This is a genomic window from Desulfocurvus thunnarius, assembly GCF_055390965.1.
In genome coordinates this window covers 2,949,013-2,975,137 of record NZ_AP042411.1, presented here as the reverse complement: position 1 = coordinate 2,975,137, position 26,125 = coordinate 2,949,013, and the positions used below count along the sequence as shown (strand labels likewise).

Here is a 26,125-nt window from a genome sequence, read left to right as displayed (position 1 = left end):
GCGCCATGTCGTACCGTATCGTACCGTGAAAGGCCCCCGCGCCGGGCGGGCGCGGGGGCCGGGTGGTTTCGCCTTGCCCCGGGCGGGCCCGCAGGCGGACCGTTTGCGACGGGGCGGGCCGCAGGGCCTAGACGGCCTCGTTGCCCGTTTCGCCGGTGCGGATGCGCACAACGTCGTCGACGGTGGACACGAAGATCTTGCCGTCGCCGATCTGGTTGGTGCGCGCGGCCTTCTGCACGGCCGCCAGGGCCGGGGCCAGCATGTCGTCGGCCACGACCACGTCGATCTTGACCTTGGGCACGAAGTCCACCTGGTACTCGGCGCCCCGGTAGACCTCCTTGTGCCCGCGCTGGCGGCCGAAGCCGCGCACGTCGCTGACGGTCATGCCCTGGATGCCCAGCTCCGTCAACGCGGCCTTGACCTCGTCGAGCTTGAACGGCCTGGTGATGATCTCGATCTTCTTCATATCCGTGAACTCCTTGGGTGTCCGGTATAATCCATGACGACACGCCCGGGCAAGCGGCCCGGGGCGGGTCTAGAGCTGATAGCCCGTCTCGCTGTGCTGGCTCACGTCCAGGCCGTTCATCTCGTCCTCGGCGCTCACGCGCAGGCCCATGACGGCGTCCACGACCTTGAAGAGCACGTAGGACACCGTGAAGCAGTAGGCCCAGGTGGCGACCACGGAGAGGAACTGGATCCAGAGCTGGCCGGGGTTGCCCGCCAGCAGGCCCGTGGCGCCGCCGACGGATTCCACGGCGAAGATGCCCGTGGCCAGGGCGCCCCAGGTGCCGCCCACGCCGTGGATGCCGACCACGTCCAGGGAATCGTCGTAGCCGAACCTGTTCTTGAGCATCACGCCGCCGTAGCACAGGGCGCCGCCCACGAAGCCGATGATCAGGGCGCCCATGGGCGTCACGAAACCGGCGGCGGGGGTGATGGCCACGAGGCCGGCCACGGCGCCCGAGGCCGCGCCCAGGGTGGTGGCCTTGCCGTGGTGCAGCTTCTCGACCACCAGCCAGCCGATGAGCGCGGCGGCGGTGGCCACGTGGGTGGTCACGAAGGCGTTGGCCGCGGCGCCGTTGGCGGCCAGGGCGCTGCCCGCGTTGAAGCCGAACCAGCCGAACCACAGGATGGCCGCGCCGGTCAGCGTCATGGGCAGGTTGTGCGGAATGATCGGCTCGGTGCCGAAGCCCTTGCGCTTGCCGATGACCAGGGCCGCCGCCAGGGCCGCCGCGCCGGAGCTCATGTGCACCACGGCGCCGCCCGCGAAGTCCAGCGCGCCCATGGCGCCCATCCAGCCGCCGCCCCAGACCCAGTGGCACATCGGGCTGTAGACGAAAACGAGCCACAGGATGGAGAAGACCACGAAAGGCCCGAATTTGATGCGCTCGGCGAAGGCGCCGGTAATGAGCGCGGGAGTGATGACGGCGAACATGCACTGGAAGATCATGAACAGCAGATGCGGCAGGTTCGAGGTCGGGCCGCCGGGCTCCATGCCCACGCCGGACAGGAACAGATAGTCCAGCCCGCCGATGAGCCCGCCCACGTCGGTGCCGAAGGCCAGGGAATAGCCGACCACGACCCAGACGACGGTGGCCACGCCGAGCATGGCGAAACTGTGCATGGCGGTGCCCAGCACGTTCTTGGCCCGGGCCATGCCCGCATAGAAGAGGGCCAGCCCCGGGGTCATGAACATCACCAGGGCGGCACAGATCAGAATGAAGGCGGTATCCGCAGCATTCATGCGTGTCTCCAAAAGGAAGATGGTTGACGTAAAGGGTCGGAAGTTCGCTTTTTTACGTTTTTGTAAGCTTCACACTTGTTTGTTTTTACTTTTTTGCTAAAAAACAAAATATTCCCCCCGGTCGCGTGGCACCCCCCATCCAGTTGAAATGATTTGCTTCCCCGCCCCGTCGCAGGCCGGGCCCCCTCGCCGCGTACCCTGCTTCCAGCAAAAGCGGGACCAACGCGGCGTACGGGCCGAAAAGGCTTGCCTTGGCCTCGGAATTCCATCAAAGTCCCCTCTTCCGAAACTCCAGCGACCCGGTCCTGTCATGCCCAGCACCAGTACGCGCTATGTGAAGACCTACCCCGTCTCGTGGGAGCAGTTGCACCGCGACGCCAAGGCCCTGGCCTGGCGTCTGGCGGACCTCGGCCCCTGGGCGGGCATCGTGGCCATCACCCGGGGCGGGCTCGTCCCGGCCTCGGTCATCGCCCGCGAGCTGGACCTGCGGCGCATCGATACCGTGTCCGTGTCCAGCTACGCCTGGAAGGACCAGGGCCGCCCCGAGGTGCTCAAACCCTGCACCACCACCGACGACGGCGCGGGCTGGCTGGTCATCGACGACCTGGTGGACACCGGCGGGACGCTGCGCATCCTGCGCGAGCTGCTGCCCCGGGCGCATTTCGCCACGGTCTACGCCAAGCCCCAGGGCCGCCCCCTGGTGGACACGTTCATCACCGAGGTCAGCCAGGACACCTGGATTCTCTTTCCCTGGGACGCCGAGTCCCAATTCGTGCCGCCCATAGTCAAGCTGCGGGAAAACGGGGACGCGTAGGGCCCCGTCGCCCCTGGCCCGCCTTCCGGCATTCCGGCCTTGCCCCGCAGGCGGCAGGTAGGATACGGGAGGGGGAAACATTATTTTGTTCAAATCGTCACGGAGGAAACAATGCGCGGATTCCGGCTCATCGCCCTGATGCTGTGTCTGGCCGCCCTGCCGCTGCTCGCCGGCTGCGGCGAGGACAAGGCCGAAAACAAACCCGCCGCCCAGGCTCCCGCCGCCGCGGCGCCCGCCGCCGAGCCCCAGGCCGCCGCCCCCGCCCAGGGCGCCGCCCCGGGTGAAGACGCCCGCATCGGCTTCATCTACGTTTCGCCCACGGGCGACGCGGGCTGGTCCTACTCCCACGACGTGGCCCGCAAGGCCCTGGAAGAGATGCCCGGCATCTCCACCTCCTTCGTGGAGTCCGTGCCCGAGGGCCCCGACGCCGAAGCCATCATCCGCGACATGGCCCAGAAGGGCTTCAAGGCCATCTTCGCCACCAGCTACGGCTACATGGATTCCATGGAGAAGGTCGCCAAGGACTTCCCCAACGTCGCCTTCATGCACTGCTCGGGCTACAAGACCGGCCCGAACATGACCGCCTATTTCGGGCGCATCTACGAGGCGCGCTACCTCGCCGGCATGGTCGCCGGGGCCATGAGCAAGACCGGCAAGCTCGGTTACGCCGCCGCCTTCCCCATCCCCGAGGTCATCCGCGGCATCAACGCCTTCGCCCTGGGCGCCCAGGCCGTGAACCCCGCCGCCGAGGTCCGCGTGGTCTGGACCAAGACCTGGTACGACCCGGCCAAGGAGAAGGAAGCCGCCAAGAGCCTGCTCGACGTGGGCTGCGACGTGATCGCCCAGCACCAGGACTCCCCCGGCCCGCAGGAGGCCGCCCAGGAGCGCGGCGTCTACTCCGTGGGCTACCATACCGACATGACCGCCTTCGCCCCCAAGGCCCACCTCACCGCCCCCGTCTGGAACTGGACGCCCTTCTACACCGACGCGGTGCAGAAGATCCTCGCCGGAACCTGGAAGCACGGCTCCTACTGGCCCGGTCTGGCCGAAGGCACCGTGGACCTCGCGCCCTTCGGCGACATGGTGCCGCAGGACGTGCGCGACACGGTCCTGGCCAGGAAGCAGGAAATCGTCGAGGGCAAGTACAAGGTCTTCACCGGCCCGGTCTTCGACCAGGGCGGCAAGGAAATGATCCCCGAGGGTCAGGTGCCCGCCGACGAGACGCTGCTGGGCATGACCTGGTTCGTCAAGGGTGTCGTGGGCACCACCGAATAGGGCGATGTTCGGATTCGCCGTCACAAGAAGAATGGAGCCCCCGCGCCGGGGCTCCATTTTCATTTTTCCCGCCGCCCTGGCCGTGTCGCTGGGCGTGAGCTGCCTGCTGCTCGCGGCCCAGGGCAAGGCTCCGCTCCAGGGGCTGGCCATGCTCTGGTCCGGCGCCTTCGGCGCGTGGCACGCGGTGGAAAGCACCCTGCTCAAGACCGTGCCGATCTTCCTGTGCTCCCTGGGCGTCGCGGTCACCTTCCGCATGCAGGTCTGGAACATCGGCGCCGAGGGCCAGTTCGCCTTGGGCGCCGTGGGCGCCACCTGGGCGGCGCTGACCTTCCCGGGGCTGCCCGGGATCCTGCTGCTGCCGCTCATGTTCCTGTGCGCCGCCGCGGCGGGCGGGGCCTGGGCCGCCGTGCCCGCGTGGCTCAAGCTGCGCCTGGGCATCAACGAGATCATCAGCACCCTGATGTTCAACTACATCGGCATCCTGGTTCTGGAATACCTGGTCTACGGCCCGTGGAAGGACCCGGCCAGCTTCGGCTTCCCCATGACCAGCCAGTTCGTGCCCGCCGCCGTGGTCGGCCGCTTTCCCGGCACGCGCCTGCACTGGGGTCTGGCCCTGTGCGTGGTCTGCGCCGTGGGCCTGTGGGTGCTGCTCACGCGCACGCGCATCGGCTTCGAGCTCAAGGCCAGCGGCGAAAGCCTGCGCGCCGCGCGCTACGCGCGCATGCCCTACGACACCCTGGTGCTGCTGGTCATGGCCCTGTGCGGCGCCCTGGCCGGGTGGGCCGGGTTGCTCGAGGCATCGGCGGTCACCGGGCGGCTGCAACCCAGCCTGATGGTCGGCTACGGCTTCACGGCCATCGTGGTGGCCTGGCTGGCGCGGCTGTCCCCGGCGCGCATCGCGCTGTTCTCGTTCTTCCTGGCCGCGCTGCGCGTGGGCGGCAAGAACGTGCAACTGGAACTGGGCGTTCCGGCGGCCTTCAGCGACATCATGGAAGGGCTCATCCTGCTCACCGTGCTGGCCGGGCAGTTCTTCAACGGCTACCGCCTGCGCCCCGCCGGGGCCCGGGCCGCCAAGGAGCGCTGACGTGGAACTGGCGCTGATCGTCCCCCTGCTGGCGGCGGCCGTGCAGTCCGGCACGCCGATCCTCTTCGCCACCCTGGGCGAGATGTTCACCGAGCGCGCCGGGGTGCTCAACCTCGGCGTGGAAGGCATGATGATCGTCGGCGCCCTGGCGGCATTTCTCACGGCCCGGGCCACGGGCTCGCCCTGGCTGGGGCTGCTGGCGGCGGGCTGCGCGGCGGCCCTGGTCGGCGGGCTGCACGGGGTGGTCTGCCTGCATTTCCTGGGCAACCAGACGGTTTCCGGGCTGGCGCTGACCATCTTCGGCGTGGGCCTGGCCAACTACCTGGGCACGCCCTTCATCGGCCAGCACGCCCCGGGCTTCGAGCCCTTCGCCGTGCCCGTGCTCTCGGCCATCCCCGTTCTGGGCGACGTGCTCTTCCGCCACGACGCCATGGTCTACCTGTCCTTCCTGCTGCCCCCGGCCTTCTGGCTCTTCTGGCACCGCACGCGCCCCGGCCTGGGGCTGACCGCCGCCGGGGAACACCCCCGGGCCGCCGCCGCCGCCGGGCTGAACCCGGTGGCCCTGCGCTGGGCGGGCGTGCTGGCGGGCGGCTTCCTGGTCGGCCTCGGGGGGGCCTACCTGTCCCTGGCCTACACCCACCTGTGGACCAACGGCATGACCGCCGGGCGCGGCTGGGTCGCCGTGGCCCTGGTCATCTTCGCCTTCTGGCGCCCGGGGCGGGCCATGTTCGGGGCCTATCTCTTCGGCGGGGTCATGGCCTTCCAACTGCGGCTCCAGGCCTCGGGCACCGACGTGCCCTCCTCCTTCCTGCTCATGCTGCCCTACGCGCTGACGGTGCTGGCCCTGGTCCTGTCGGCCCTGCGCGGGCGCGGCGCCAGCTCCAGCGCGGCCCCGGCGGCCCTGGGCGTAAACATCGAGCCCGAGGGGTGACGCCATGACCCGGCCTGCCGCATCCCCCTCCGCCCCCGGCGCGCCCCTGGTCCGCCTGGAAGGCATCGGCAAATCCTTCGGCCCCGTGAAGGCCAACCAGGACATCACCCTGGACATCCACGCCGGGCGCGTGCTGGCCCTGCTGGGTGAAAACGGCGCGGGCAAGTCCACGCTCATGAGCATGCTCTCGGGCGTGTTCCCGCCCGACGCGGGACGCATCCTGCTCGGCGGCGCGCCCGTGCGCTTCCACTCTCCGCGCGAGGCCATCGCCGCGGGCATCGGCATGGTCTACCAGCATTTCATGCTTGTGGACCGCATGACCGTGGCCCAGAACGTGCTCCTGGGCCAGGAGCGGGGCTTCCTGGTGCGCCCGCGCGAGATGGAACGCCGCGTGGGCGAACTGGCCGGGCGCTACGGGCTGGGCATCGACCCCGCCGCGCCCGTGGCCGGGCTGTCCATGGGCGAGCGCCAGCGCGTGGAGATCCTCAAGCTGCTCTACCGCGACAGCCGCGTGCTCATTTTCGACGAACCCACCGCCGTGCTGACCCCGACCGAGGCCGAGCAGCTTTTCGCCGCCCTGCGGCGCATGACCGGCCAGGGCAAGGCCATCGTCTTCATCAGCCACAAGCTGGAAGAGGTGCTCGACGTGGCCGACACCGTGGCCATCCTGCGCAAGGGCCGCATCGTGGACACCGTGGCCCGCGCCGCCGTGACCTCCAGGAACGACCTGGCCCGGCGCATGGTCGGGCGCGAGGTGCTGCTGGAAATCGAGCGCGCCGAGGCGCCCGTGGGCGAGCCCGTGCTGGAGCTGGAGAGCCTGTCCGGCCACGGCCTGGACGGGCTGAACCTGACCCTGCGCCGGGGCGAGATCGTGGCCGTGGTCGGCGTGGCGGGCAACGGCCAGAAGGCGCTGGTGGACGTGGTCACCGGGCAGGCGGCCCCGGGCGGGGGCACGGTGCGCCTGCAAGGGGAGCCCTGGGCCGAATTCTACCGCAACCCGCCGTGGAACGGCGCCGTGGCGCACATTCCCGAAGACCGCCTCGGCGTGGCCACCTGCCCGGAGCTGGATCTGGTGGACAACGTGCTGCTGACCACGCGCAAGGGCTTCGCGCCCGGATTGTTCCTGGACAAAAAGAGCGCCTTGGGCGCCACGCGGGCCATCATCCGCCGCTTCCACGTGGCGGCGCACGGGCCCGAGGTCCGCGCGCGCCAGCTCTCGGGGGGCAACCTGCAAAAGCTGGTGCTGGGCCGCGAGTTCTTCCGCAAGCCCCGGCTCATCGTGGCCGAGCAGCCCAGCCAGGGCCTGGACGTGGCCGCCACGGAGGAGGTCTGGCACCGGCTGCTCAACGCCCGGCTCCAGGCCGGGGTGCTGCTGGTCACCGGCGACCTGAACGAGGCCCTGCAACTGGCCGACCGCGTGGCGGTGATGTTCCGCGGGCGCTTCATGGCCGTGCTCGACGCGGACAAGGCGCACGACCTGGAAAAAATCGGCCTGCTCATGGCCGGGGTGGACGAAAGCCAGGGTCAGGCCTAAGCCCCCTGAACGAAAAAGATAATCAATCTTCTGGGTGCAGAAATCGCCCCGCGCGGGCGCACCCGGCGGGGCTTGTCAACTCCGCCCAGGTTGGAGTACTTGATTTCATTCGGGAATAAGGCCCGCCACAGCGCGGTCTCCCGGCGCCGCCCGGCGGCGCCGCAACGGTCCCAACAATCATTGGAGGAGTGCATCATGATGAAACGGATTCTCCTGGCCCTCATGGCCGTCGCCATCCTGGCCGGCGCCGCCCAGGCCAAGACCATCACCTTCGCCGCCGACTGCACCTGGCCGCCCATGGAGTTCATGAGCGAGGCCAAGCAGTGCGTGGGCTTCGCCCCCGATCTGGTCGCGGCCATGGCCAAGGCCGGCGGCTTCACCGCCGAGATCCAGAACACCGCCTGGGACGGCATCTTCGCGGGCCTGGCCGCCGGCAAGTACGACGCCATCTCCTCGTCGGTGTCCATCACCGAGGAACGCAAGCAGGCCATGGACTTCTCCGACCCGTACTTCGAGGTCAAGCAGGGCGTGGTGGTCAAGGAAGGCTCGGCCATCAAGACCGAGGCCGACCTCGCGGGCAAGGCCGTGGGCGCCCAGATCGGCACCACCGGCTTCTTCGCCGCCCAGAACATCGTGGGCGACAGCGCCAAGTCCTACGACGAAGTGGGCCTGGCCATCGCCGACCTGGCCGCCGGGCGCCTGGAAGCCGTGATCTGCGACGACGCCGTTGCCGCCGACTACGCCCTGACCAATCCCGAGTACGCCAAGTCCCTGGCCCTGGGCTTCATGATCGTGCCCAATTCTCCCGAGTACCTGGGCTTCGCCGTCCAGAAGGGCGACGCCGAGACCATGAAGACCCTCAACGCGGCCCTCAAGGCCGTGAAGGACAGCGGCGAGTACGACACCATCTTCAACAAGTGGTTCGGCAGCAACTAGCCGCGGCCACAAGGCGCCCCGGCCCCCTTGCAATGCGGGCCGGGGCGCCGAAGCTTCCTCCCGAGCGTTGCCCATGGCTGAAAAGAAACAGGCCAAGATCGATGTCACCGACGGCGCGGCCATTCCGTCCGAAAAAGACCGCGGGCTGCTCTCGGCGTGGTGGGTATCCATCATCGGCGCCGTGACCGCCATCGCCCTGCTGTCGCTGTCCGACAACCCCGCCTACTTCGCCTCGCTGAAATTCCTGTTCCCCGACGGCATCGTCGTGACCTTCAAGGTCACGGTGTTTTCCATCATGCTGGCCCTGCTGCTGGGGCTGGTCACCGGGCTGGGGCGCATTTCGCACAACCGGGCCTTCAACCTCGTGGCCTCCACCTACGTGGAGGTCATCCGGGGCATCCCGCTGCTGGTGCAGCTCTTCTACATCTACTTCGCCCTGGGCCACGTGTTCCGCAACCTGCCGCGCCTGGACGAGGGCCTGGAGATGTTCCAGCACTGGCCCGCCTTCGCGGCCTACATCATGGCCCACGTGTGCGACTTCCTGAAGAACATGCCGCCGCTGGTGGCCGCCGTGGCGGCCATGGGCTTCTGCTACGGCGCCTACATGGGCGAGGTCTTCCGCGCGGGCATCGAGTCCATCGACAAGGGCCAGACCGAGGCCGCCCGCTCCCTGGGCTTCGACCGCCGCCAGACCATGTTCCTGGTCGTGCTGCCCCAGGCGTGGCGGACCATCCTGCCCCCCGTGGGCAACGAATTCATCGCCCTGCTCAAGGACAGCTCCCTGGTCTCCATCCTCGCCGTGGCCGACATCCTGCGCCGGGGCCGGGAATACGCCAGCGTGAGCTTCAACTATTTCGAGGCCTACACCATGGTCGCCCTGGTGTACCTCGTCATCACCCTGCTGCTCTCCAAGGGCGTCAGCGCCATGGAAAACAGGCTGAACTACTATGACCACCGCAACTGACACCGGCACGAGCGCCGCCGGAGCCCCGGCGGCCGAGCCCATCATCCGCATCAAAAACGTGCACAAATACTTCGGCCAGTTCCACGCCCTGGCCGACGTGAGCCTGGACATCGCCCGTGGCGAGAAGGTCGTCATCCTCGGGCCCTCGGGCTCGGGCAAATCCACGCTGCTGCGCTCCATCAACCGCCTGGAGGACATCAACGCGGGCCAGATCGTGGTCGACGGGGTGGACGTGGGCGCGCCGGGAACGGACATCAACAAGGTCCGTCAGGAACTGGGCATGGTCTTCCAGAGCTTCAACCTCTTCCCGCACAAGACCGTGATGCAGAACCTGACCATGGCGCCCATCCGGCTGAAGAAGATTCCGCGCGCCGAGGCCGAAAAGACGGCCATGGCCCTGCTGACCAAGGTCGGCATCCCCGACAAGGCGGGCACCTACCCCAAGCTGCTCTCCGGCGGGCAGCAGCAGCGCGTGGCCATCGCCCGGGCCCTGGCCATGAACCCCAAGATCATGCTCTTCGACGAGCCCACCAGCGCCCTGGACCCGGAAATGATCGGCGAGGTGCTCGACGTGATGGTCACCCTGGCCCGCGAGGGCATGACCATGGTGGTGGTGACCCACGAGATGGGGTTCGCCCGCGAGGTGGCCGACCGCGTGGTGTTCATGGACTACGGGCGCATCGTGGAAACCGGCACGCCCGAACACTTCTTCACCAACCCGCGCCACGAGCGCACCCGGCTGTTCATGCAGCAGATCCTCTAGCCCCCGGCGGGCAGCGACCGGGGTACCGCATGCGCGAGGGCCCGGGAGCAGACGCTCCCGGGCCCTCGCGGCGTCTGCGCCGGGGCGTGGCAGTGGGGAGGAAGCCGGGGCGGGCCTCAGCCCCCGCGCGCCCGGGGCAGGCGCGCCGTGCGCCGCAACAGCTCCAGGTGCCGGGGCAGCAGCGTCCGCAGGTCGTAGCGTTCCAGCGCCGTCTGGCGGGCGGCGGCGGACAGGCGCGCGGCCAGGGCCCGGTCGTCCAGCAGGGTGCAGATGGCCTCGGCGCACTGCGCGGGGCGGAAGAAATCGCACAGCAGCGCGCTCTGCCCGTGGGCCACGGCCTCGCGCACGGGCTCGGTGTCCGAGGCCACCAGGGCGCAGCCGCAGGCCATGGCCTCGATGAACGACCACGACAGCACGAAGGGCCGCGTCAGGTAGACATGCACGCTGGATGCCCGCAGCAGGTCGCGGTACTGCCCGTAAGGCAGCGAACCCGTGAAGTGCAGGCGCTGGAGGTCCAGGTCCAGCAGGCCGAGCATGTGCTCCTTCCAGGTCTTGCCGTCCTCGCGCGGGGAGCCGTAGCACACGCGGTCCGTTCCGGCGACGACCACATGGGCCCGGGGCCGCCGGGCCAGGACCAGGGCGGCCGCCTCCATGAACTGCGGAAAGCCCCGGTAGGGCTCCATGCCCCGGCCCGCGAAGGTCACGATCTCCGTCACGCCCGTCAGGTCCGCCCCGGGCAGGTCCAGCCCGGGCAAAGGCTCGGGGGCCGGGCTGAAGAACTCCGTGTCCACCCCGTCGTGGAGCACCTCGATCCCGGGCTGGAAGACCTCGGGGAACTGCGCGCGCTGCCAGGCCGTGGGCGACAGGCCCTGGTCGCAGGCCCACAGGTCGTTGAAGATCACCGCGTTGCGCGTGCGCATGAGCTTGGGCGGCTCGTAGGCCGCCCCGGCGCCGGAACCCAGGCCGAAGCGCGCGTCGGCGCCCCGGGGGTCGTAGAACCACTCGAAGTAGCACATCAGCGGCACGTCGGGCCACACGTCCTTGAGATAGAGCGTGCTGCCCCAGCCGGAGTTGCCGTAGATCACGTCGGGCATGAAGCCGCGCGCCTTGAGATCGTGGGCCGCGCGGTGCAGGGCCTCGCCCTGGAGCACGGCGTCCTGCAGGGGCTCCAGCAGCCGGTGGGGCTTCAGGTCGTCGGCGGGCCGGGGCGTGTAGCGCAGCTTGCTGACCCCCGGAATCCGCCACTCGTTGCGCGGGGTCTTGGTGGCGAAGACGACCACGTTGTCCTTGCGCGCGCCCAGGGCCGCCGCCACGTGGCGCAACTGCCCGGGGAAATTGGGGTGCGTCAGCAGGACCTTCACCCTAGCGCTCCTGCAGGGCCTCGCCCAGAGAGCCCAGGAAGGGATCGAGCAGGTATTCCAGCACCGTGCGCCGCCCGGTGTGGATGGCCGCCACCACAAGCATGCCCGGGATGAGCCGATACTCGAAATCGCCGTGGCGGAAGCCGTCGCCCTCGGTCTCGATGCGCACGGAATAGTAGGTCGCGCCGTCGGGGGTCACGAAGGTGTCGGGGCTGACGTGGACCACATGGCCCTCCAGGCGCCCGAAGCGCGAGGCGTCGTGCGAGGCCAGGCGGACCATGGCCCGCTGCCCGGGCTGCACGTAGCCGATGTCCGAGATGGGCAGATGGGCCTCCACCACCAGACGGTCCGACGAGGGCACCACGTCCACCAGCGTTTCCCCGGCCTGAACCACGCCCCCCACGGTGACGAAATGCAGCTTCTTGACCACGCCGTCCACGGGCGAGCGGATCACCGTGCGCTCCAGGCTGTCCTCGAACTTGCGCATGCGCTGGGTGAACTCCTCCAGTTCCTGGCGTTTTTTGAGCAGCTCCTCGCGGGCGTTTTCGTGGAAGATCGCCTCGGTTTTCCTGATCTTTTCGCGGGCCTCGGCCAGCCCAGAGCGGGCGCGCGGCAGCCCGGCGCTGTCCTGCTCGATGTTCGAGACGAGTTGCGACTCCTCGCGCTTGAAGGCCAGGTGCTTGTAGAGCGTGGTCAACTGCTCGCGCAGCAGTTCGTCGCTGATGGAAATCTGTTCGCGCACCAGCCGCAGGCTCTCGCGGTTGTTGCGCAGCCGGGCCTCGATTTCGGCGATGTCCTGCCCGCGCTGGATCACGGCCTCGCGCAGGGCGGCCAGTTCGCTGTTCAGCCGGGCCATGCTGGCCTCGAAGAGCTCGCGGTTCTGAGCCACCAGGGCCGGGTGCTCGCGGGCCAGGTCCTCGGGGAATTCGGGGGCCTCGCGGCCCTCGGCCAGGGCCGTCAGCCGGGCAACCTCGGCCCGCAGGGCGGTCATGCGCACGCCCAGTTCCTCGACGCTGGCGCCCGAGAACGTCTCCTCCAGTTCCACCAGGGGCTGCCCGGCGACGACCTCGTCGCCCTCGCGCACGTTGATGGCCCGGATGATGCCGCCCTCCAGATGCTGCACGCTCTTGACCTTGGTGCTGGGGATGACCTCGCCCGCGGCGGTGCTCACGATGTCCAGCCGGCCCACGGCCGCCCAGAGCACCAGGGCGGCCATGAGGCCCACGGTGAGCCACAGCAGCATGCGCGCGGCGCGCGTGGCTTCGGGGCCCGCCGGGTCCGGGGGCTGGGGGGCGGGGGTGGGGGCGTCAGGGGCGGCCATGGCGATCCTCCGCGCCCGGGGCCGCGGGGGGCGGCGCCGGGGCGCCGGCCCGGATGGCGGGCACGGGCTTGGCGTTCAGGTCCACGAAAACATCCGCATGGGCAAAGGGCGCCGGGTCGTGGGTCAGCACCACCACGGTGGCGCCCCCGGCGCGCAGCGCGTCCAGGGCCGAGCGTACCGCCCGGGCGCCGTCGTCGTCCAGGCCCTCGAAGGGTTCGTCGAAGATGGCCAGCCGTCCGCCGGTGCCCAGGGCCCGGGCCAGGGCCAGGCGCCTGCGCACGCCTTGGGGCAGCGTGAACGCGACGGCGTCCAGGGGCGCGTCGGCCCCGCCGGGCAGCCCGCGCAGGGCCCGTTCCAGGTCCGCCCGGCGCACCAGTTCGTCGAAGTCCGGCCCCGGGGCCCCGCCCGGACCTTCGGCGGCGGGCAGCACGTTTTCGCGCACGCTGCCGCCCAGAAACTCGGGCTCCTGGGGCAGGTAGGCCAGTTGCCCGCGCCACCACGGCGGAGCCAACTGGCGCAGGGTGATGCCGTCGGCCAGGACCGCGCCGCGCAGGGGCTCCAGCAGCCCGGCCAGCAGCCGGGCCAGGGTCGTCTTGCCCGTGCCGTTGTCGCCGTGGATCACGGCCAGCCGCCCCGGCTCCAGGCGCAGGCTCAGGGACTCGAACAGCGGCCCGCTGCTGCCCGGGTGGGCAAAAGCCAGGTCGCGCAGTTCCAGGCGGCCCGAAAAACGCTTGAGGGCCGTGCCGCGGTCCGGCTCCAGGGGCAGACGCAGGAACTCGCGCATCTCGCCCAGGGCCTGGGTGGCCCGGACCAGCCGGTCGCCCGCCGCCACCAGGGCCGCCGCCTGCCGCAGCACGTGGGACACCAGGATGCTGCACACGATGAGCCGGGCCACGTCCAGCCGACCATGGACGCACTCGTAGGCACCCACGGCGAAAACCAGCACCCGGGCCAGGGTCGCCAGCAGGCCCTGGGTCGTGAGACCGCGCACGCGCCGGGCCGCCAAGGCCATGCGCCGCAAAAGCAGCGTTTCGCCCGCCCCGCGCCACAGCCCGCCCAGGTGCCCGGCGGCGCGCAGCATGCGCACGGTGTCCGCGCCGTCCACGCTTTGCAGGGCCAGGGCCCGGCAATCGGCTTCGGCGTGATCGGTCGCGCGGCCCAGGTCGCGCAGGGCGCCCTGGCCCAGCAAGCCCGCGCCCACGGTCACGGCGGCGAACAAAAGCCCCAGGAGCCCCAGGGGCAGGCTGAAGGCGAAAACAGCCACGGCGAACAGCAGGGCGAAGGGTGCGTCGAGCACGGCGCAGATCGTCGCCGGGGCGTAGGCCTCCTGCACGAGGTGGACCTGCCCGGCCAGCTCACGGCGCCGGGCCTCGGGCACATGGGTCAGGGCCTGACCCCGGGCCCGCAGGGCCGTGGTCAGGACGGCCTCGCCCAGGGCGCGGTCCGGCCCGGTGCACAACTGCTCCGCCAGGGGCGTGCGCAATTGCTGGAAAGCCGCCTGAAGCAGCAGGGCGATGCCCATGCCCGCGGCCAGGGTGTACAGCGTGCCGTCGAACCCCGATTCCACGTACTGCCCGAGGATGAGCATGACGAACAGCGGCGAGGCAAAGGCCAGCAGGTTGACCAGGGTCGTGGCGAACACGAGCCGGGCCGTGGCCAGCGGTGCCAGACGCAGGCGGCGCAGCAGTTCCCTCATGGCGCGCCCTCCCCGGCCCCGCCCGGGACGGCGGCGCGGGGTGCGTCCGGGCCCGTCGCCGGGCCCGGGACGGGCGTCGGGGCGTCCAGATCCAGCACCCGGGTGGCGCCCTTGACGATGTTCGGGTCGCCGCTGACCACCACGATGGTCCGGCCCTCGCGGACCATGGCGTTCATGGCCTCGTACACGGCCTGGGCGCCCTGGGCGTCCATGCCCGCCGTGGGCTCGTCCAGCAGGACCAGACGCCCCGGCGCGGCCAGGGCCCGGGCCAGGGCCAGCCGTTTGCGGATGCCCACGGGCAGCGTGCGCCCGGCCCCCTGCAACGGGGTTTCCACTCCATGGGCGCTGGTGTCCAGGAAGGCGCCCAGGTCCGCGCGGCGCGCGATGTCGCCCAGGGCGCCGGGCTCCAGGCCCGGTGCGGCCAGAAGGATGTTCTCGCGCACCGTGCCGGGCAGGAAGAACGGCTCCTGGGGCAGCCAGGCGATCTGCGCCCGCCACCAGTCCATGCCCCGTCCGTCCAGGAGCCGGGCCAGGGGCCGCCCGTCCGCCAGCACCTCGCCCGCCGTGGGCCGCGCCAGCCCGGCCAGCAGGCGCAGGAGCGTGGTCTTGCCCGCGCCGTTGCGCCCGCGCACCACCAGCACCCCGCCCGGGGGCAGGTCCAGTTCCAGCCCGGAGAACAGCGCCGGACCGCCGAAGGAGAAGGCCACCCCGCGCAGCCCGAGCCCCCCGGCAAAGGCTTCGAGGCTTTCGGACGCGCCGGACGCATCGGACGCATCGGGTACGTCGGGTAAGGAAATTCCGGGGCCGCCCTTCTGGCCCTCGTCGGCTCCGGCAGGCGATGCGCCACGGCCTCCGTCCTCGCGGGGCAGGGCATCCAGGGCGCCCAGCCGCTCCAGGGCCTGGGCGGCCCGGGCCCCGAGCTGGACCACGGCCACCCCGCCCGCCGCCCGCGACAGGGCGTAGGACCCCATGATGGCCGCGCCGATGAGCCCGGCCACGCTCAGGCCACCCAGAACCACCAGCTTGGCGCCCACGCCGTAAAGCGCCACACGCACCAGCACTCCCGTGCCCATGGCCAGGGCCTGGGCCAGCCCCCCGGCCTCGCGGCTCGCGCGGGTGGCGGCCAGGGCGCGCTCCTGGGCGGCGGCAAAGGCTCCGGCACAGGCCGCGCGGCCCCGGAAGACGCGCACGGTGTCGGGGTCGGCCAGCCCCCGGGCCAGCACGGCACGGGCTTCGCCCCGGGCCTGGGCCAGGGCCCGGCCCTGGGCGGCCCCCCCCCGGATGCCGACCCGCCCCGCCGCCACCGTGGCGACGATGCCCAGCAGCACCACTCCGGCCAGCGGCGGGCTCAGGAAAAAGACCGTCGCCGTGAACAACAGGGCAAAGGGCGCGTCGAGCAGCGCGCCCACGGCCTGGGCGTCGCACGCGGCGCGGACCTCGCCCAGATCCGCCGCCGCCTGAGCAACATCCTCGCGCGGCAGGGCATGCAGCGCGCGAACCTCGGCTCCGGCCAGGGCCGCGAAGACTCCGGCGGCCAGGGCCCGGTCGCGCTCGCGGCCCAGGCCCTGGGCCAGCACGCGGCGCACCGAGGTCAGCAGCCATTGCAGGGCCAGGGCCACCAGCACGCCCAGGGTCAGCAGCACCAGGGTGCCGTCGAAGCCGTGGGCGATGTAGCGCCGCAGCAGGATCATGGTGTAGACCGTGTCGGCCAGGGCCAGGAGATTCAGGCAGGCCGTGGCCACGGCCAATTCGGCGGCCAGACCGGGATTCCGGCCCAGGCGGTGCAGCGTTTCGCGCAGGGCACGGCGCCCCGAAGGAAGAAGACCGGCGGACCCGCCACGGGGTCCGCCGGTCGGAGTGGCTGTAGGCTGCACGCGAAGGGGAGCCTCCGTGGGCGCTAGAGGAACAGGTCCAGTTCCAGGCGCCCCATGGCATAGAGCAGGTTGTAGGCTTCGATCATCTGGTCGTATTCCGCGCCGACGAGCTGAATCTGCGCGTTGTAGAAATCGGTTTCGGCGGCCAGCACGTCGAGCAGCGAGCGGTTGCCCAGAGTGCGCTCCTTGCGCGCCAGCTCCAGGAAGCCCTCGAGGATGGAGGCCTGGCTGCGGAACCATTCGGCCCGGGACCGGGCGGTCAGCAGGTTCTGCCACGCCGTCTGGATGCGCTCGCGCACGGTGCGCTCCATGTCCTTCAGGCTGCTCACTCCGGCATCGCGGTCATGGGTCGCGGCCTTGACGGCCTGCATGTCGCCCCCGCCGTTCAGCAGATTGTAGCTGTATTCCACGCCGAAGCGCTGCTCAAGCTGCACGGTGTCCTTCTGGCCCTGGTCGTTTTCCTTGCGCCAGTACTCCCAGAAGGCGTTGAGCGAGGGATAGAACTGGGCGTTGGCCGTATCCAGGGCCGCCTCGGCCTGCTGCACGGCCTTCTGGACCATGAGCAACTCGGGGTTTTCGGCCAGGGCCACGGCGACGGCCTCATCCACCGAGGCGGGAATCTTCTCGTAGGGCACCAGCGGCGGCTCGAAGCCCAGCACGTCGGCGTCGGAAATCTCGAAGCCGTAGACGGCCAGGAAACGACTTCTGGCGTTGGCAAGCTGGCCCTCGACGGCCACCTGGGTGCCCAGGGCGCCGGAGAGCTTGTACTTGGCCTGGAGCACGTCGGAAGACAGGCCCGCACCCTTTTCCACCAGCACTTCCTCGATGCCCGACTGCTTCTTGAAGCTGTCCACGGACTGCCTGGCGAAGCCCAGGGTCCGCGTGAACTTGAGCAGGTTCACATACGAGGTCACGCCTTCGAGGATCAGGGCCTGCCGGGTCAGCACCTTGCGCTGCTCGGCCTGCTCGGCCGTGGCGCCCATCTGGGCGATGACGCTGTCGGTCTTGCCGAAGTCGTACAGCAACTGGGTGCCGCGCAGCTTCTGGATGTTGCGGTAGTTGTTCTTCAGCGCCTGCTTGTTGGTGTCGAAAAATTCCTGACTGAAGTCGCCCACCAGATCGAGCTTGGGATACCAGCCCGCCTCGGCTTGGCGCTGGCGGAAAGCGGCCGCGTCCTGAGCCTCGCCGGCCGCCTGGATGCGCTCGTGGCTGGCCAGCATGTCGGGCAGCAGGTCAGGCAGCCCCGCGGCCTGAGCTCCGGCCGAAAAAGCCATAAAAATCAAGGCCGCGACAGCGGCACAGAGGATGGATTTCTTCAAGGCTACCCCCGGCATGAGAGCATTCATGTGAAAAAACTGCGGGTTTCCCCCAACAATATAAAGAATTATAATTGTTCGGGCAGGAAAAAGTCAACTCATTACCGCAAGACGGCGCGCGTTTCATGCAAAACCGGAAGGAGCAACCGCAACAGTCGCTGGCACTGGCCGCTATTTCGTGCAAAACCGATGCAGGGCGTCTCTCAGGCTCCCATGGTCAGGGCCCCGTACAGGGCGGCGCCCCATAGGCCGCTGTCCTCCGCCCTGTTCAAACGCACGGGCACGGCGGCCAAAAAAGCGGCATGGGTGTCGCTGGCCAGGAATTCGGCCGCAAAGGCCGGATCGGCCGCCAGGGCCGGGTTGCGCGCCGCCACCCCGCCGCAGAGCACCAGCCCGCCCAGGGCCGCCGTCTGGAGCACGTGGTTGCGCCCGGCCCGGCCCAGGAAGCGCGCGGCCCAGGCCTGGGTGCGCGGGTGGCTTTCCAGCCGCGCGGCCACTTCGGCCGGAGCCAGCTCCTCGCCGCTCAAAAAGGCATGCACCGCGGCGAGCCCCGGGCCGGAGACGACCATGTCCCCCACCACCTGGGTCCGCCCGCTGCGCGCCAGCAGGAAGCGCTGGAAGGCGAACTCCTCCTCGCCCAGGAAGGGGAACAGGGCGTGCCCGCCCTCGGAGGCCAGGGCCACGAACCCGCCCCGGCCGTCGGGCACGAGGGCGCCATGACCCAGGCCCGTGCCGGGCCCGAGCACGGCCACGGGCCCGGGCGCGCCCGCCCCGGCGCCCGCCCCGGGCAGCACGGGCAGGGCCGCGTCCATGACCCTGGTGCGCGTGGCCCAGGCCTGGGCCTGGAAATCGTTGAGCAGGAGCACGCGCCCCAGGCCCAGGGCCCCGGGGTCGGACACGTCGATGCTCCAGGACAGGTTGGGCGGGTCGCAGAACACCCCGCCGCGCACCGGGCCGGGCGCGGCCAGGGCCAGCACGTCGGCCCGGGCAGGGTCCAGGGCCGGTTCGGCCCGGCGCAGGGCCGCCAGCAGCCCGGCGAAGGACTCGGCCCCGGCGGAATCCAGCCACAGGCAACGGCCCATGGCCAGCCCGGCCGGGCCGTGCTCGAAGGCGGCGAATCGCGCGTGGGTGGCGCCGATGTCGGCGGCGAGAATGGTCGTCATGGCATCCGGATAGCATGAAAAACGCGGCCCGGGGAGCCCCCGGGCCGCGCAAAAATTCACCGGGCGCGCTCAGTCCTCCGGCCGCGCGGGAACGCCCGGGGCAAAGGGCAGCAGGGTCGGGACCATCCAGGCCTCGCGCTCGCCGGGGTTCGGCTCCAGCACCACCAGCACCCCGCGCCCGAAGCCCGCCAAAAGGTCGCGCTCCGGGCCCGAGGGCGGCACGGCGCGGCCCTTGGCGTCCACCACCACGGCCAGGCGCAGCTCCAGATCTCCGGCGCCCACGGCCTTGGCGACGGCACTCTCCAGGGCCGTGACCCCGATGCCCTCGCGCGGGCCCTCCACCGAGGCCGCCGCGTACACCGCGCCCGAGCGCGCCAGCACCGCCGCCGCCCGGGGCGTCCCGGTGCGCGGGGCGTAGGCCATGGGCAACTCGGCGGCGGCCTTGGCCGCAAGGTCGCTCATGTCCTGGCTGCCCGGCTCGGGCACGAACCATTTGCGGTAGATGCGGTCGTAGCCGCCGTCGGCCATGAGCCGCTTGAGGCCGCGGTCCACGAGGTCGCGCAGGCCCGTTTCCTCCTTGTACAGGGCGAAGTACAGCGACTCGCGGTGCAGGGCGGCGCCGACCACCACGAGATTCTTCATGTCCCGGCGGGCGATGATGTCCCAGGCGATCTTGTCCGGGCCCAGGTAGGCCTGGGCGTCGCCGGCCTGCACGGCTTCCAGGGCCTTTTCCTCGTCGTCGTACAGGCGCACGATCACCCCGCCGAAGACCTGGAGCAGGCCCTGGGTCACGGAGCCGCGCCGGGTGGCCACGGTCTGCCCGCGCAGTTGCTCCACGTTGCGGATGAGCGAGGCGCGGTTGACGAAGAACTTGATGCCCAACTCCACCGTGGGCGTGTCGGGGTAGATGAAGAGCTTGTCGCGCAGGTCCGAACGCGTGATGCCCGGGGCGATATGCACCACCCCGCTGGACAGCTCGGCCTGCCCCTGGTCCCAACTGCGCATGGGTTTGAACTCGATGCCCAGGCCCGAGCCTTCCAGAGCGGCCTGGAGGATTTCGATCTCGAAGCCCGTGGGCTGCTGGTTGCGCACGAAGGAAAAGGGCATGAACGCGCGGTCGAAGGCGCAGATTTTCTTTTCGGCGGCGTGCGCCCCGGGCGGAGCGGCCAGGGCGGCCAGGGCCAGCAGGGCCAGCAGGGACAACAGGCCCGGCATGAAGGTCAGCTTGCGTTGCATGGTCGGCTCCAGCGGCGGCGGGAACCAGTCCCGCCGGTCGTTCTCCCCCGTCTTGTCGGCGCACGGGGCCACAATCTTTAGCCCGCGGGGCGAGGATAGCACGGGCCCGCGCGCGGCGGAAGCCTCCCCGCACCCTGCCCGAGACGGGTCCGCGTCTTGTCCGCGTCTTGACAGCCGCCGCCCGGGTGACCACTGTGCAAGGCGGAGGACCGCCGTGACCGACGACTTTGCCAACACCCCCTTCAAGGCGCTGAAAAGCTCCGGCCTGAAGCTCAAGGACGCCGACGACAAAGGCAAAAACGGGCCCAAAAGCCGCAAGGGCAAGGCCGACCCGACACCCGCCGCGCCTCGGAGCGGCGGCGCTCCCGCCCCGCGCCCCACGCCGGGAGCCCCCGGGGAACAGGACGCCCTCCAGGCCGAGGACGCCATCTTCCTGCGGGCCATGGGCGCCATGGGCCGCAAGGCCGCAGCGCCTCGCCCGGCGGCGCCCCGGGGCGACCTGGACGACCGGCCCTTCGGCGACCTGCTCAAGGAGCACGAACGCCAAAAGGCCGCGCGCGACGCCGGGGGCGATCAGGACGCCGCCCGCCAGGACTCCGGGCCCGAACCCGGGCCCCTGCGCCGCCGCGCCCCGCAGGCTCCGGCCCGCCCCGCCGCCCGTCCGGAAGCCGCCGAGCCCGACCCCGAGGAAGCCGCCCTTTTCCTGGGCGCCATGGGCGACGTGGCCCGGCTGGACGGCACCGGCGGGCGCGACGTGCCCAAGGCCGTGGAGCCGCCCGCGGCACCGGCCCCCGCCCACCCCGAGGCCCTGGCCCACGAGGAGCTGCGCCGCCTGGTGCGCGGGGAAATCGACTTCCAGCTTGAGTTCACCGACGAATACCAGCACGGCCACGTTACCGGGCTGGACCCCAAGATATTCAACAAGCTGCGCGCCGGGGCCTTCTCCGTGGAAGGCCACCTGGACCTGCACGGTATGAACACCGAGCAGGCCCTCTACGCCACGGTGGATTTCATCCGCCGCAGCTACCTGCTCGGGCGGCGCACGCTGCTGCTGGTCACCGGGCGGGGCCGCAACTCGCCCGACGGGCGCGGCATCCTGCGCGACGAGGTGCAGCTCTGGCTGACCCACGAGCCCCTGCGCCGTGTGGTGCTGGCCTTCGTCACGGCCCAGCCGCGCGACGGCGGCCCGGGCGCGCTCTACGTCATGCTGCGCAAGTACAAGAAATCCCTGGGCAAGGTCCAATGGGACCGCCTGCCCGCCGACTGGGACGCCTAGTCGCGCACGGCCAGGAACATGTCCGCCCACCGTCCGGCTGCGGCGTAGGCGGTCTTGACCGTCTCCAGGTCGAAGCCCAGGCGGGCGCTCATGGCCCGCAGGGCCTCCCAGTCTCCGTCTTCCAGGGCTTCCATGAGCAGGAACAGGGCCTCGTGGTCGTTACCGGGGGCGCGGCGCAGGGAGGCCTGGAGCTTGGCGTCCAGGGGCAGCAGCCCGGCCACCTCGGCCATGGGCATGCCCAGGATGGCGTCGAGCAGCGAGAACAGCCCGAGCAGGAACATGGTTCCGGGGTTGAAGTCCCAGTAGTCGTATTCGGTGGTGACCAGTTCCAGGAAGCGCCCGCGCTGCACGGACAGGGCCGCCAGCTCGCGCGGGCCCTCGGCCTGCCCGGCCATGTCGGCCAGGAGCACGGCGCGCAGCCAGCCGCGCAGCTTGTCCCAGCCCAGCAGGCGCACGGCGTGGTCCACGGACTCGACCTTGTGCAGCAGGCCGAAGGCCGGGCTGTTCAGCAGGGCCAGCAGCCGGAAGCTCACGGCCACGTCGCCTTTCACGGCGGCGGCCACGCCTTCCAGGTCCGGGTCCTCGCCTTCCATGAGCCGCAGCATCTTCAGCCGCGAGACCTCGTTGGAGGTCAGCTTGCGCCCGGGCACCAGTTCGGGTTCCTTGACGAAGGGCCCCTGGAACAGGGTGTGGCCCTGGTCGCGGGCGGTCTGGAACTGCTCCAGGCTGCGCACGCCCCGGGCCAGGGTCTGGGCCTTTCTGGACGCCAGCCGGGCTATGGCCGGGGGCAGGGCGCCGGTGCCCTGCTCCATGATGAGCACGTCGGCCAGGCGCGCGGCGGCCATGGCCGGGGAGCCGGGCGCCACGTCCAGGGCCACGAGGTAGCCCTCGGCGCGCAGGGCCTCCAGGGCCGCCAGCAACTCGGGGGCGGGCGGCGCGTCCAGGCGCAGGCGCAGGCAGCCGCCCCGGGGCGGCAGGGCCCGGGGCAGCCCGGCCAGCACGCCCGGGGCGTCGAAGGCGACCATGATCTTCTTGCCCCGGTCCAGGGCCTCGCTCAGGCCGAAATAGGTGCTGGACCCCAGGGTGGTGGCGGCCTGCTGCCCGGGGAAGAGGTGGAAGATGCCCTCGCGCACCTCGCCGCCCAGCAGTTCATAGCCCCAGACGCGGCGCTTGGCATCGAGCACGGGCTGGCGGGCGAAGAACACGGGGCTCTCGCTCGCGGCAACGGCGGTGTGGTGTGGAGACTCCTGCATCATTGTCGAACCCTAGCCCGGGGGGCGGGAATCCGTCAATGGGCGGGAAAACTTCGGTGAGCCGCGCGGATTTCGGCCTGCCTAAAGCATGTTCACGGGATCCTGGTCCAGGCTGGTGCGGATTTTGGGATGGGCGGCGAGGTGACGGCGGGCCTCGGCGTACAGGGTGCGCACGGCGGGCCAGTCCTGCGCCTTGAGCAGGCACTGGAAGCGCTTGCGGCCCCGCAGCAGGCCCAGGGGCGAAGGCGCCGGGCCGAGCACGCGCACCCCGCCGCGCAGGCCCAGGGGCGGCAGGGTCCGCGCCAGTTCCATCACCGCCGCCGTGCCGGGCTCGTAGTCCACCGGGAAGTTCATGCGCAGGAGCGCCAGCTTGGTGAAGGGCGGGTAGCCGTACTTGCGGCGCAGCTCCAGCTCCTGGGCGAAAAAGCCTTCGTAGTCGCTGGCCTGCACGTGGCGCCAGCAGTAGTGCTCGGGGTTGCGGGTCTGGATGAGCACCTGCCCGGGCTTGTCGCCGCGCCCGGCGCGCCCCGCCACCTGGACCATGAGCTGGAACATGCGCTCGGCGGCGCGGTAGTCGGGCACGCTGAGGCCCATGTCGCCCTCCACCACGGTCACCAGCGTGACCCCGGGGAAGTGGTGGCCCTTGGAGAGCATCTGCGTGCCCACCAGCACCTGGGCCCGGCCCGCCGCGAAGTCGGCCAGGATTTCCTCCATGCGCCCGGGGCGGCGGGTGCTGTCGCGGTCCAGCCGCAGCACGCCCGCGCCGGGCACCAGATGCTCCAGGGTCTCGGCCAGGTTCTCGGTGCCCTCGCCCATGGGCAGCCAGTTGGAGCTGCCGCAGGCGCAGACCTTGGGGAAGGGCTCGGCGGCGCCGCAGTAGTGGCAGACCAGCCGCTCGCGGGCCTTGTGGTAGGTCAGGCCCACGTCGCACTGGGCGCAGCGCGCCGTGCGCCCGCAGTCCAGGCAGTACATCACCGGCGCGTAGCCCCGGCGGTTGAGCAGGATCACGGCCTGATCCCCGGCGGCCACCGTGGCGCGCAGGGCCCGGGCCGTGACCGCCGCGAAGGGCCCCTCGGCGGGCGGATGGGCCCGCAGGTCCACCAGTTCCACCGGCGGCAGGGCCCGCCCGCCCACGCGCGTGGGCAGCACCACCTTGCCCACGGCGCCCTGGGCGGCGGCGTGGAAGGTCTTCACGTCGGGCGTGGCCGAGCCGAGCACCAGCAGGGCCCCGGCGCGCGCGGCCAGAAAGTGGGCCACCACCTTGGCCTGATAGGGCAGGCGCTCCTCCTGCTTGAACGACGAGTCGTGCTCCTCGTCGAGCACGATGAGCCCCAGGTCGCGCAGGGGCAGGAACAGGGCCGAGCGCGTGCCGACCACCACCTGGGGCCCGCGCGCCGCCGCGACTTCGGCGAAGGTCCGCTCGCGGCGCGCCGGGCTCTGGTAGCCGTGGTGCAGGCGCACCTCGCGCCCCGGGAAGTGCGCCGTGGCCGCGCGGTGCAGGGCGCAGGCCAGGGCGACCTCCGGCGCCAGCAGCAGCACGGCCCGCCCGGCTTCCAGGGCCCGCTCGGCCAGCCGCAGGTAAAGCAGGGTCTTGCCGCTGCCGGTAACGCCGTGGACCAGCCGGGTCTGCCCGCCGGGGCGGCCCAGGGCCCGGGTCAGTTCGTCCAGGGCGTCCCGCTGTTCGGCGGTCAGTTCGGGCGCGGCGCCGCCCGGGGTTTCGTCCGGCCCCGGGGCGCAGGCCTCGGGCTCGTGGAACTCCGGGGCCGGGCCGATGCGCACCAGCCCCGAGGCCACCAGCCGGTTCAGGGCCGGGGCCGCGCCCTCGCCCAAAGCCTCGCGCAGCCGGGGCCGGGGCACGGCTCCGGCCTCCCAAAGATATTCGAGCACCTCCAGTTGCCGCCGGGCCGCCGGGCGCACGGGCCAGGGCGGGTCCTGGGTCACGGTGCAGTACTCCTGCTCCTTTTCGTGGCGCCGCTCGGCGCACACGCGCATGCGGCCCTCGGCCCACAGCCCGGCCAGCGCGGCCAGGGCTTCGGGCTCGCGGGCGGCCATGGCCGCCAGGGCGGCGGCCCCCAGGCGCGCGGGAAAGCGCGGGTCGAAGACCCGGAAGCCGATGCGCAGGGCGCGCAGGCCGTGGGGCAGCAGGTTTTCCAGCACGCGGCCCACGGGCTCCATCTGCCGTGTGGCCAGGGTGGCGGCCAGGGCCATGTAGTCCGGCCCGAGCAGCGGCTCGGCCTCCACGGGCCAGAGCAGGTCGCGCAGGCGCACGTCCGCGGGCATGTCCCGCGACGGTTCGTCCTGGCGGGCGACCAGCACCCCCAGGCGCGTGGACGCGCCCACGGGCACCAGCACGCGCAGCCCGGGCACCCAGGCGCCCCCGGGCAGGTGGGGCGGCTCCGCATAGGTGTAGACCGCAAAGGGCGCACTGAGCAGGGCCACCTGCCAGCAGCCGCGCGCCGGGGCGCCGGAGGGGGGAGTCGGTTCCTGGGTCATGGGGTTCCGGTCATGGGTCCTGGGTCGGGTCGTCGTCGCGGGCCGTGCGCCCGCGGTGGGGCGCCAGGGGCATCCTGACCCCCGGGCCGGGAGCCGTCAAGCCGCACGAACGGGCCGCACGAGCGAGCCGCCCGCCCCGGGCGCGGCAAGGCCCCCGAGGCGGGCGTCCGCTCCGGGGGCCTTGGTGCGGCGGGCCGGAGCCCGGCTATTTGCAGGACAGCAGTTCCTGAAGGTTGCGCACCAGGTCGTCGCGCAATTCCTCGTCCTGCAAGGCGAAATAGATGTTGGCCGTCAGGTATTCGGCCCAGTCGCCCGCGTCGAAGCGCCGCCCGCGCATGCGCACGGCCAGCAGGCGGTTTTCCTTGGCCATGATCTCCAGGGCGTCGGTGAGCTGGATTTCGCCGCCCACGCCGGGCTTCAGGCCGCGCAGGTGCTCGAAGACCTCGGGCATGAGCACGTAGCGGCCGACCACGGCCATGCGCGAGGGAGCGTCGGCCACGGCGGGCTTTTCGACCATCTGGCGCACGCGGAAGATGCCCGGGGCGAACTCCTCGCCCTGGATGATGCCGTAGCGGTCCACCTTGTTCAGGGGCACCTCGACCACGCCGACCACCGACAGGCGCTCGGCCTTGGCCACGTCCACAAGCTGCTTGATGCCCGGCTCCATGCCGAACATGAGATCGTCGCCGACCATGACGCCGAAGGGGTCGTCGTTGATGACGCCCTGGGCGCAGAGCACCGCGTGGCCCAGGCCGAGCTGCTTCTTCTGGCGCACGGAGATGATGCTGGCCATCTCGGCCACGGCGCGGATCTCTGCGAGCAGTTCGGTCTTGCCCTTGCGTTCCAGCAGTTCTTCCAACACCCAGTTGTGGTCGAAGTGGTCCTCGATGATGGTCTTGGTCTGGTTGTTGATGAAGACCACCTCGGTCAGGCCGGTGTTGATGGCCTCCTCCACCACATACTGGACCACGGGCTTCTTGTAGACGGGCAGAAGCTCCTTGGGCACGTTCTTGGTGGCCGGCAGGGAACGGGTGCCCCAGCCCGCGACGGGGATCACGACTTTGCGGATGTCCATGGCCGGTTCTCCTTGG

At 71.0% G+C, this 26,125-nt stretch carries 21 protein-coding genes; 9 read left to right on the top strand and 12 right to left on the bottom strand.

What is annotated here, in order from left to right:
• Window positions 1-127 precede the first annotated feature (127 nt).
• Both ACZ5KV_RS13000 and ACZ5KV_RS12995 read right to left on the bottom strand, forming a co-directional pair.
• Entirely contained in the window at window positions 128-466 is a 339-nt protein-coding gene (locus tag ACZ5KV_RS13000; protein WP_464239734.1) for a P-II family nitrogen regulator, read from the bottom strand.
• Window positions 467-535: 69 nt separating this feature from the next.
• Entirely contained in the window at window positions 536-1,744 is a 1,209-nt protein-coding gene (locus ACZ5KV_RS12995; RefSeq protein ID WP_464239733.1) for an ammonium transporter, read from the bottom strand.
• 310 nt (window positions 1,745-2,054) lie between these two features.
• On the opposite strand from ACZ5KV_RS12995, the gene gpt reads away from it, so the two are divergent.
• The 8 genes from gpt (at window position 2,055) to ACZ5KV_RS12955 (ending at window position 10,045) form a co-directional block, all read left to right on the top strand.
• A complete protein-coding gene (gene gpt / locus ACZ5KV_RS12990; RefSeq protein ID WP_464239732.1) occupies window positions 2,055-2,558 on the top strand; it encodes a xanthine phosphoribosyltransferase in 504 nt (167 codons plus the stop codon).
• 111 nt (window positions 2,559-2,669) lie between these two features.
• Window positions 2,670-3,833 carry a BMP family ABC transporter substrate-binding protein gene (locus ACZ5KV_RS12985; protein ID WP_464239731.1) on the top strand — a complete coding sequence of 388 codons (1,164 nt, stop codon included), beginning with the start codon at window positions 2,670-2,672 and terminating at the stop codon, window positions 3,831-3,833.
• A gap of 4 nt (window positions 3,834-3,837) precedes the next feature.
• Window positions 3,838-4,917 (top strand): ABC transporter permease, encoded by a 1,080-nt coding sequence (locus tag ACZ5KV_RS12980; protein WP_464239730.1) that lies wholly within the window; start codon window positions 3,838-3,840, stop codon window positions 4,915-4,917.
• A gap of 1 nt (window position 4,918) precedes the next feature.
• Window positions 4,919-5,848: an ABC transporter permease gene (locus ACZ5KV_RS12975; protein ID WP_464239729.1), complete on the top strand. Its 930-nt coding sequence runs from the start codon at window positions 4,919-4,921 to the stop codon at window positions 5,846-5,848.
• Between the two features lie 4 nt (window positions 5,849-5,852).
• The gene (locus tag ACZ5KV_RS12970) at window positions 5,853-7,382 is read left to right on the top strand and encodes an ABC transporter ATP-binding protein (protein ID WP_464239728.1); all 1,530 of its coding nucleotides are present in this window, start codon (window positions 5,853-5,855) and stop codon (window positions 7,380-7,382) included.
• Window positions 7,383-7,577: 195 nt separating this feature from the next.
• Entirely contained in the window at window positions 7,578-8,318 is a 741-nt protein-coding gene (locus ACZ5KV_RS12965; protein WP_464239727.1) for a basic amino acid ABC transporter substrate-binding protein, read from the top strand.
• A gap of 73 nt (window positions 8,319-8,391) precedes the next feature.
• Window positions 8,392-9,282: an amino acid ABC transporter permease gene (locus ACZ5KV_RS12960; protein ID WP_464239726.1), complete on the top strand. Its 891-nt coding sequence runs from the start codon at window positions 8,392-8,394 to the stop codon at window positions 9,280-9,282.
• Window positions 9,266-10,045: an amino acid ABC transporter ATP-binding protein gene (locus tag ACZ5KV_RS12955; RefSeq protein WP_464239725.1), complete on the top strand. Its 780-nt coding sequence runs from the start codon at window positions 9,266-9,268 to the stop codon at window positions 10,043-10,045. Before ACZ5KV_RS12960 ends, ACZ5KV_RS12955 begins: the two co-directional genes overlap by 17 nt.
• 116 nt (window positions 10,046-10,161) lie before the next feature.
• On the opposite strand, the gene ACZ5KV_RS12950 is transcribed toward ACZ5KV_RS12955, so the two are convergent.
• The 7 genes from ACZ5KV_RS12950 to ACZ5KV_RS12920 form a co-directional block, all read right to left on the bottom strand.
• Window positions 10,162-11,406: a glycosyltransferase gene (locus ACZ5KV_RS12950; RefSeq protein ID WP_464239724.1), complete on the bottom strand. Its 1,245-nt coding sequence runs from the start codon at window positions 11,404-11,406 to the stop codon at window positions 10,162-10,164.
• Window position 11,407: 1 nt separating this feature from the next.
• Window positions 11,408-12,727, bottom strand: a complete 1,320-nt coding sequence (locus ACZ5KV_RS12945) for an HlyD family type I secretion periplasmic adaptor subunit (RefSeq protein WP_464239723.1) — start codon at window positions 12,725-12,727, stop codon at window positions 11,408-11,410.
• A complete protein-coding gene (locus tag ACZ5KV_RS12940) occupies window positions 12,714-14,423 on the bottom strand; it encodes an ATP-binding cassette domain-containing protein (RefSeq protein ID WP_464239722.1) in 1,710 nt (569 codons plus the stop codon). Before ACZ5KV_RS12940 ends, ACZ5KV_RS12945 begins: the two co-directional genes overlap by 14 nt.
• Window positions 14,420-16,297 (bottom strand): ATP-binding cassette domain-containing protein, encoded by a 1,878-nt coding sequence (locus ACZ5KV_RS12935; RefSeq protein WP_464239721.1) that lies wholly within the window; start codon window positions 16,295-16,297, stop codon window positions 14,420-14,422. The genes ACZ5KV_RS12940 and ACZ5KV_RS12935 overlap by 4 nt, the downstream gene beginning before the upstream one ends.
• A gap of 23 nt (window positions 16,298-16,320) precedes the next feature.
• Window positions 16,321-17,571 (bottom strand): TolC family protein, encoded by a 1,251-nt coding sequence (locus ACZ5KV_RS12930; protein ID WP_464239720.1) that lies wholly within the window; start codon window positions 17,569-17,571, stop codon window positions 16,321-16,323.
• A gap of 245 nt (window positions 17,572-17,816) precedes the next feature.
• Window positions 17,817-18,776, bottom strand: coding sequence for a glucokinase (locus tag ACZ5KV_RS12925; RefSeq protein WP_464239719.1), 960 nt, complete (start codon window positions 18,774-18,776; stop codon window positions 17,817-17,819).
• Window positions 18,777-18,845: 69 nt separating this feature from the next.
• Window positions 18,846-20,012 carry a transporter substrate-binding domain-containing protein gene (locus ACZ5KV_RS12920; RefSeq protein WP_464239718.1) on the bottom strand — a complete coding sequence of 389 codons (1,167 nt, stop codon included), beginning with the start codon at window positions 20,010-20,012 and terminating at the stop codon, window positions 18,846-18,848.
• A gap of 214 nt (window positions 20,013-20,226) precedes the next feature.
• Between ACZ5KV_RS12920 and ACZ5KV_RS12915 the strand changes: the two genes are divergently transcribed.
• On the top strand, window positions 20,227-21,288 hold the full coding sequence (locus ACZ5KV_RS12915) for a Smr/MutS family protein (RefSeq protein ID WP_464239717.1): 1,062 nt from the start codon (window positions 20,227-20,229) through the stop codon (window positions 21,286-21,288).
• Here ACZ5KV_RS12915 and ACZ5KV_RS12910 read toward each other — a convergent pair.
• The 3 genes from ACZ5KV_RS12910 to galU all read right to left on the bottom strand — a co-directional run bounded on the left by ACZ5KV_RS12910 (window position 21,285) and on the right by galU (window position 26,109).
• A complete protein-coding gene (locus tag ACZ5KV_RS12910) occupies window positions 21,285-22,544 on the bottom strand; it encodes an EAL and HDOD domain-containing protein (RefSeq protein WP_464239716.1) in 1,260 nt (419 codons plus the stop codon). The genes ACZ5KV_RS12915 and ACZ5KV_RS12910 overlap by 4 nt on opposite strands.
• Window positions 22,545-22,622: 78 nt before the next feature.
• Window positions 22,623-25,034, bottom strand: a complete 2,412-nt coding sequence (priA, locus tag ACZ5KV_RS12905; RefSeq protein ID WP_464239715.1) for a replication restart helicase PriA — start codon at window positions 25,032-25,034, stop codon at window positions 22,623-22,625.
• A 205-nt stretch (window positions 25,035-25,239) separates the two neighbouring features.
• On the bottom strand, window positions 25,240-26,109 hold the full coding sequence (galU, locus tag ACZ5KV_RS12900) for a UTP--glucose-1-phosphate uridylyltransferase GalU (RefSeq protein ID WP_464239714.1): 870 nt from the start codon (window positions 26,107-26,109) through the stop codon (window positions 25,240-25,242).
• Window positions 26,110-26,125 lie beyond the last annotated feature (16 nt).

Coding starts and splice junctions, on each gene's coding strand:
- ACZ5KV_RS13000 (WP_464239734.1), bottom strand. CDS start 466: ATGAAGAAGATCGAGATCATCACCAGGCCGTTCAAGCTCGACGAGGTC.
- ACZ5KV_RS12995 (WP_464239733.1), bottom strand. CDS start 1,744: ATGAATGCTGCGGATACCGCCTTCATTCTGATCTGTGCCGCCCTGGTG.
- gpt (WP_464239732.1), top strand. CDS start 2,055: ATGCCCAGCACCAGTACGCGCTATGTGAAGACCTACCCCGTCTCGTGG.
- ACZ5KV_RS12985 (WP_464239731.1), top strand. CDS start 2,670: ATGCGCGGATTCCGGCTCATCGCCCTGATGCTGTGTCTGGCCGCCCTG.
- ACZ5KV_RS12980 (WP_464239730.1), top strand. CDS start 3,838: ATGTTCGGATTCGCCGTCACAAGAAGAATGGAGCCCCCGCGCCGGGGC.
- ACZ5KV_RS12970 (WP_464239728.1), top strand. CDS start 5,853: ATGACCCGGCCTGCCGCATCCCCCTCCGCCCCCGGCGCGCCCCTGGTC.
- ACZ5KV_RS12965 (WP_464239727.1), top strand. CDS start 7,578: ATGATGAAACGGATTCTCCTGGCCCTCATGGCCGTCGCCATCCTGGCC.
- ACZ5KV_RS12960 (WP_464239726.1), top strand. CDS start 8,392: ATGGCTGAAAAGAAACAGGCCAAGATCGATGTCACCGACGGCGCGGCC.
- ACZ5KV_RS12955 (WP_464239725.1), top strand. CDS start 9,266: ATGACCACCGCAACTGACACCGGCACGAGCGCCGCCGGAGCCCCGGCG.
- ACZ5KV_RS12945 (WP_464239723.1), bottom strand. CDS start 12,727: ATGGCCGCCCCTGACGCCCCCACCCCCGCCCCCCAGCCCCCGGACCCG.
- ACZ5KV_RS12940 (WP_464239722.1), bottom strand. CDS start 14,423: ATGAGGGAACTGCTGCGCCGCCTGCGTCTGGCACCGCTGGCCACGGCC.
- ACZ5KV_RS12930 (WP_464239720.1), bottom strand. CDS start 17,571: ATGGCTTTTTCGGCCGGAGCTCAGGCCGCGGGGCTGCCTGACCTGCTG.
- ACZ5KV_RS12925 (WP_464239719.1), bottom strand. CDS start 18,776: ATGACGACCATTCTCGCCGCCGACATCGGCGCCACCCACGCGCGATTC.
- ACZ5KV_RS12920 (WP_464239718.1), bottom strand. CDS start 20,012: ATGCAACGCAAGCTGACCTTCATGCCGGGCCTGTTGTCCCTGCTGGCC.
- ACZ5KV_RS12910 (WP_464239716.1), bottom strand. CDS start 22,544: ATGATGCAGGAGTCTCCACACCACACCGCCGTTGCCGCGAGCGAGAGC.
- priA (WP_464239715.1), bottom strand. CDS start 25,034: ATGACCCAGGAACCGACTCCCCCCTCCGGCGCCCCGGCGCGCGGCTGC.
- galU (WP_464239714.1), bottom strand. CDS start 26,109: ATGGACATCCGCAAAGTCGTGATCCCCGTCGCGGGCTGGGGCACCCGT.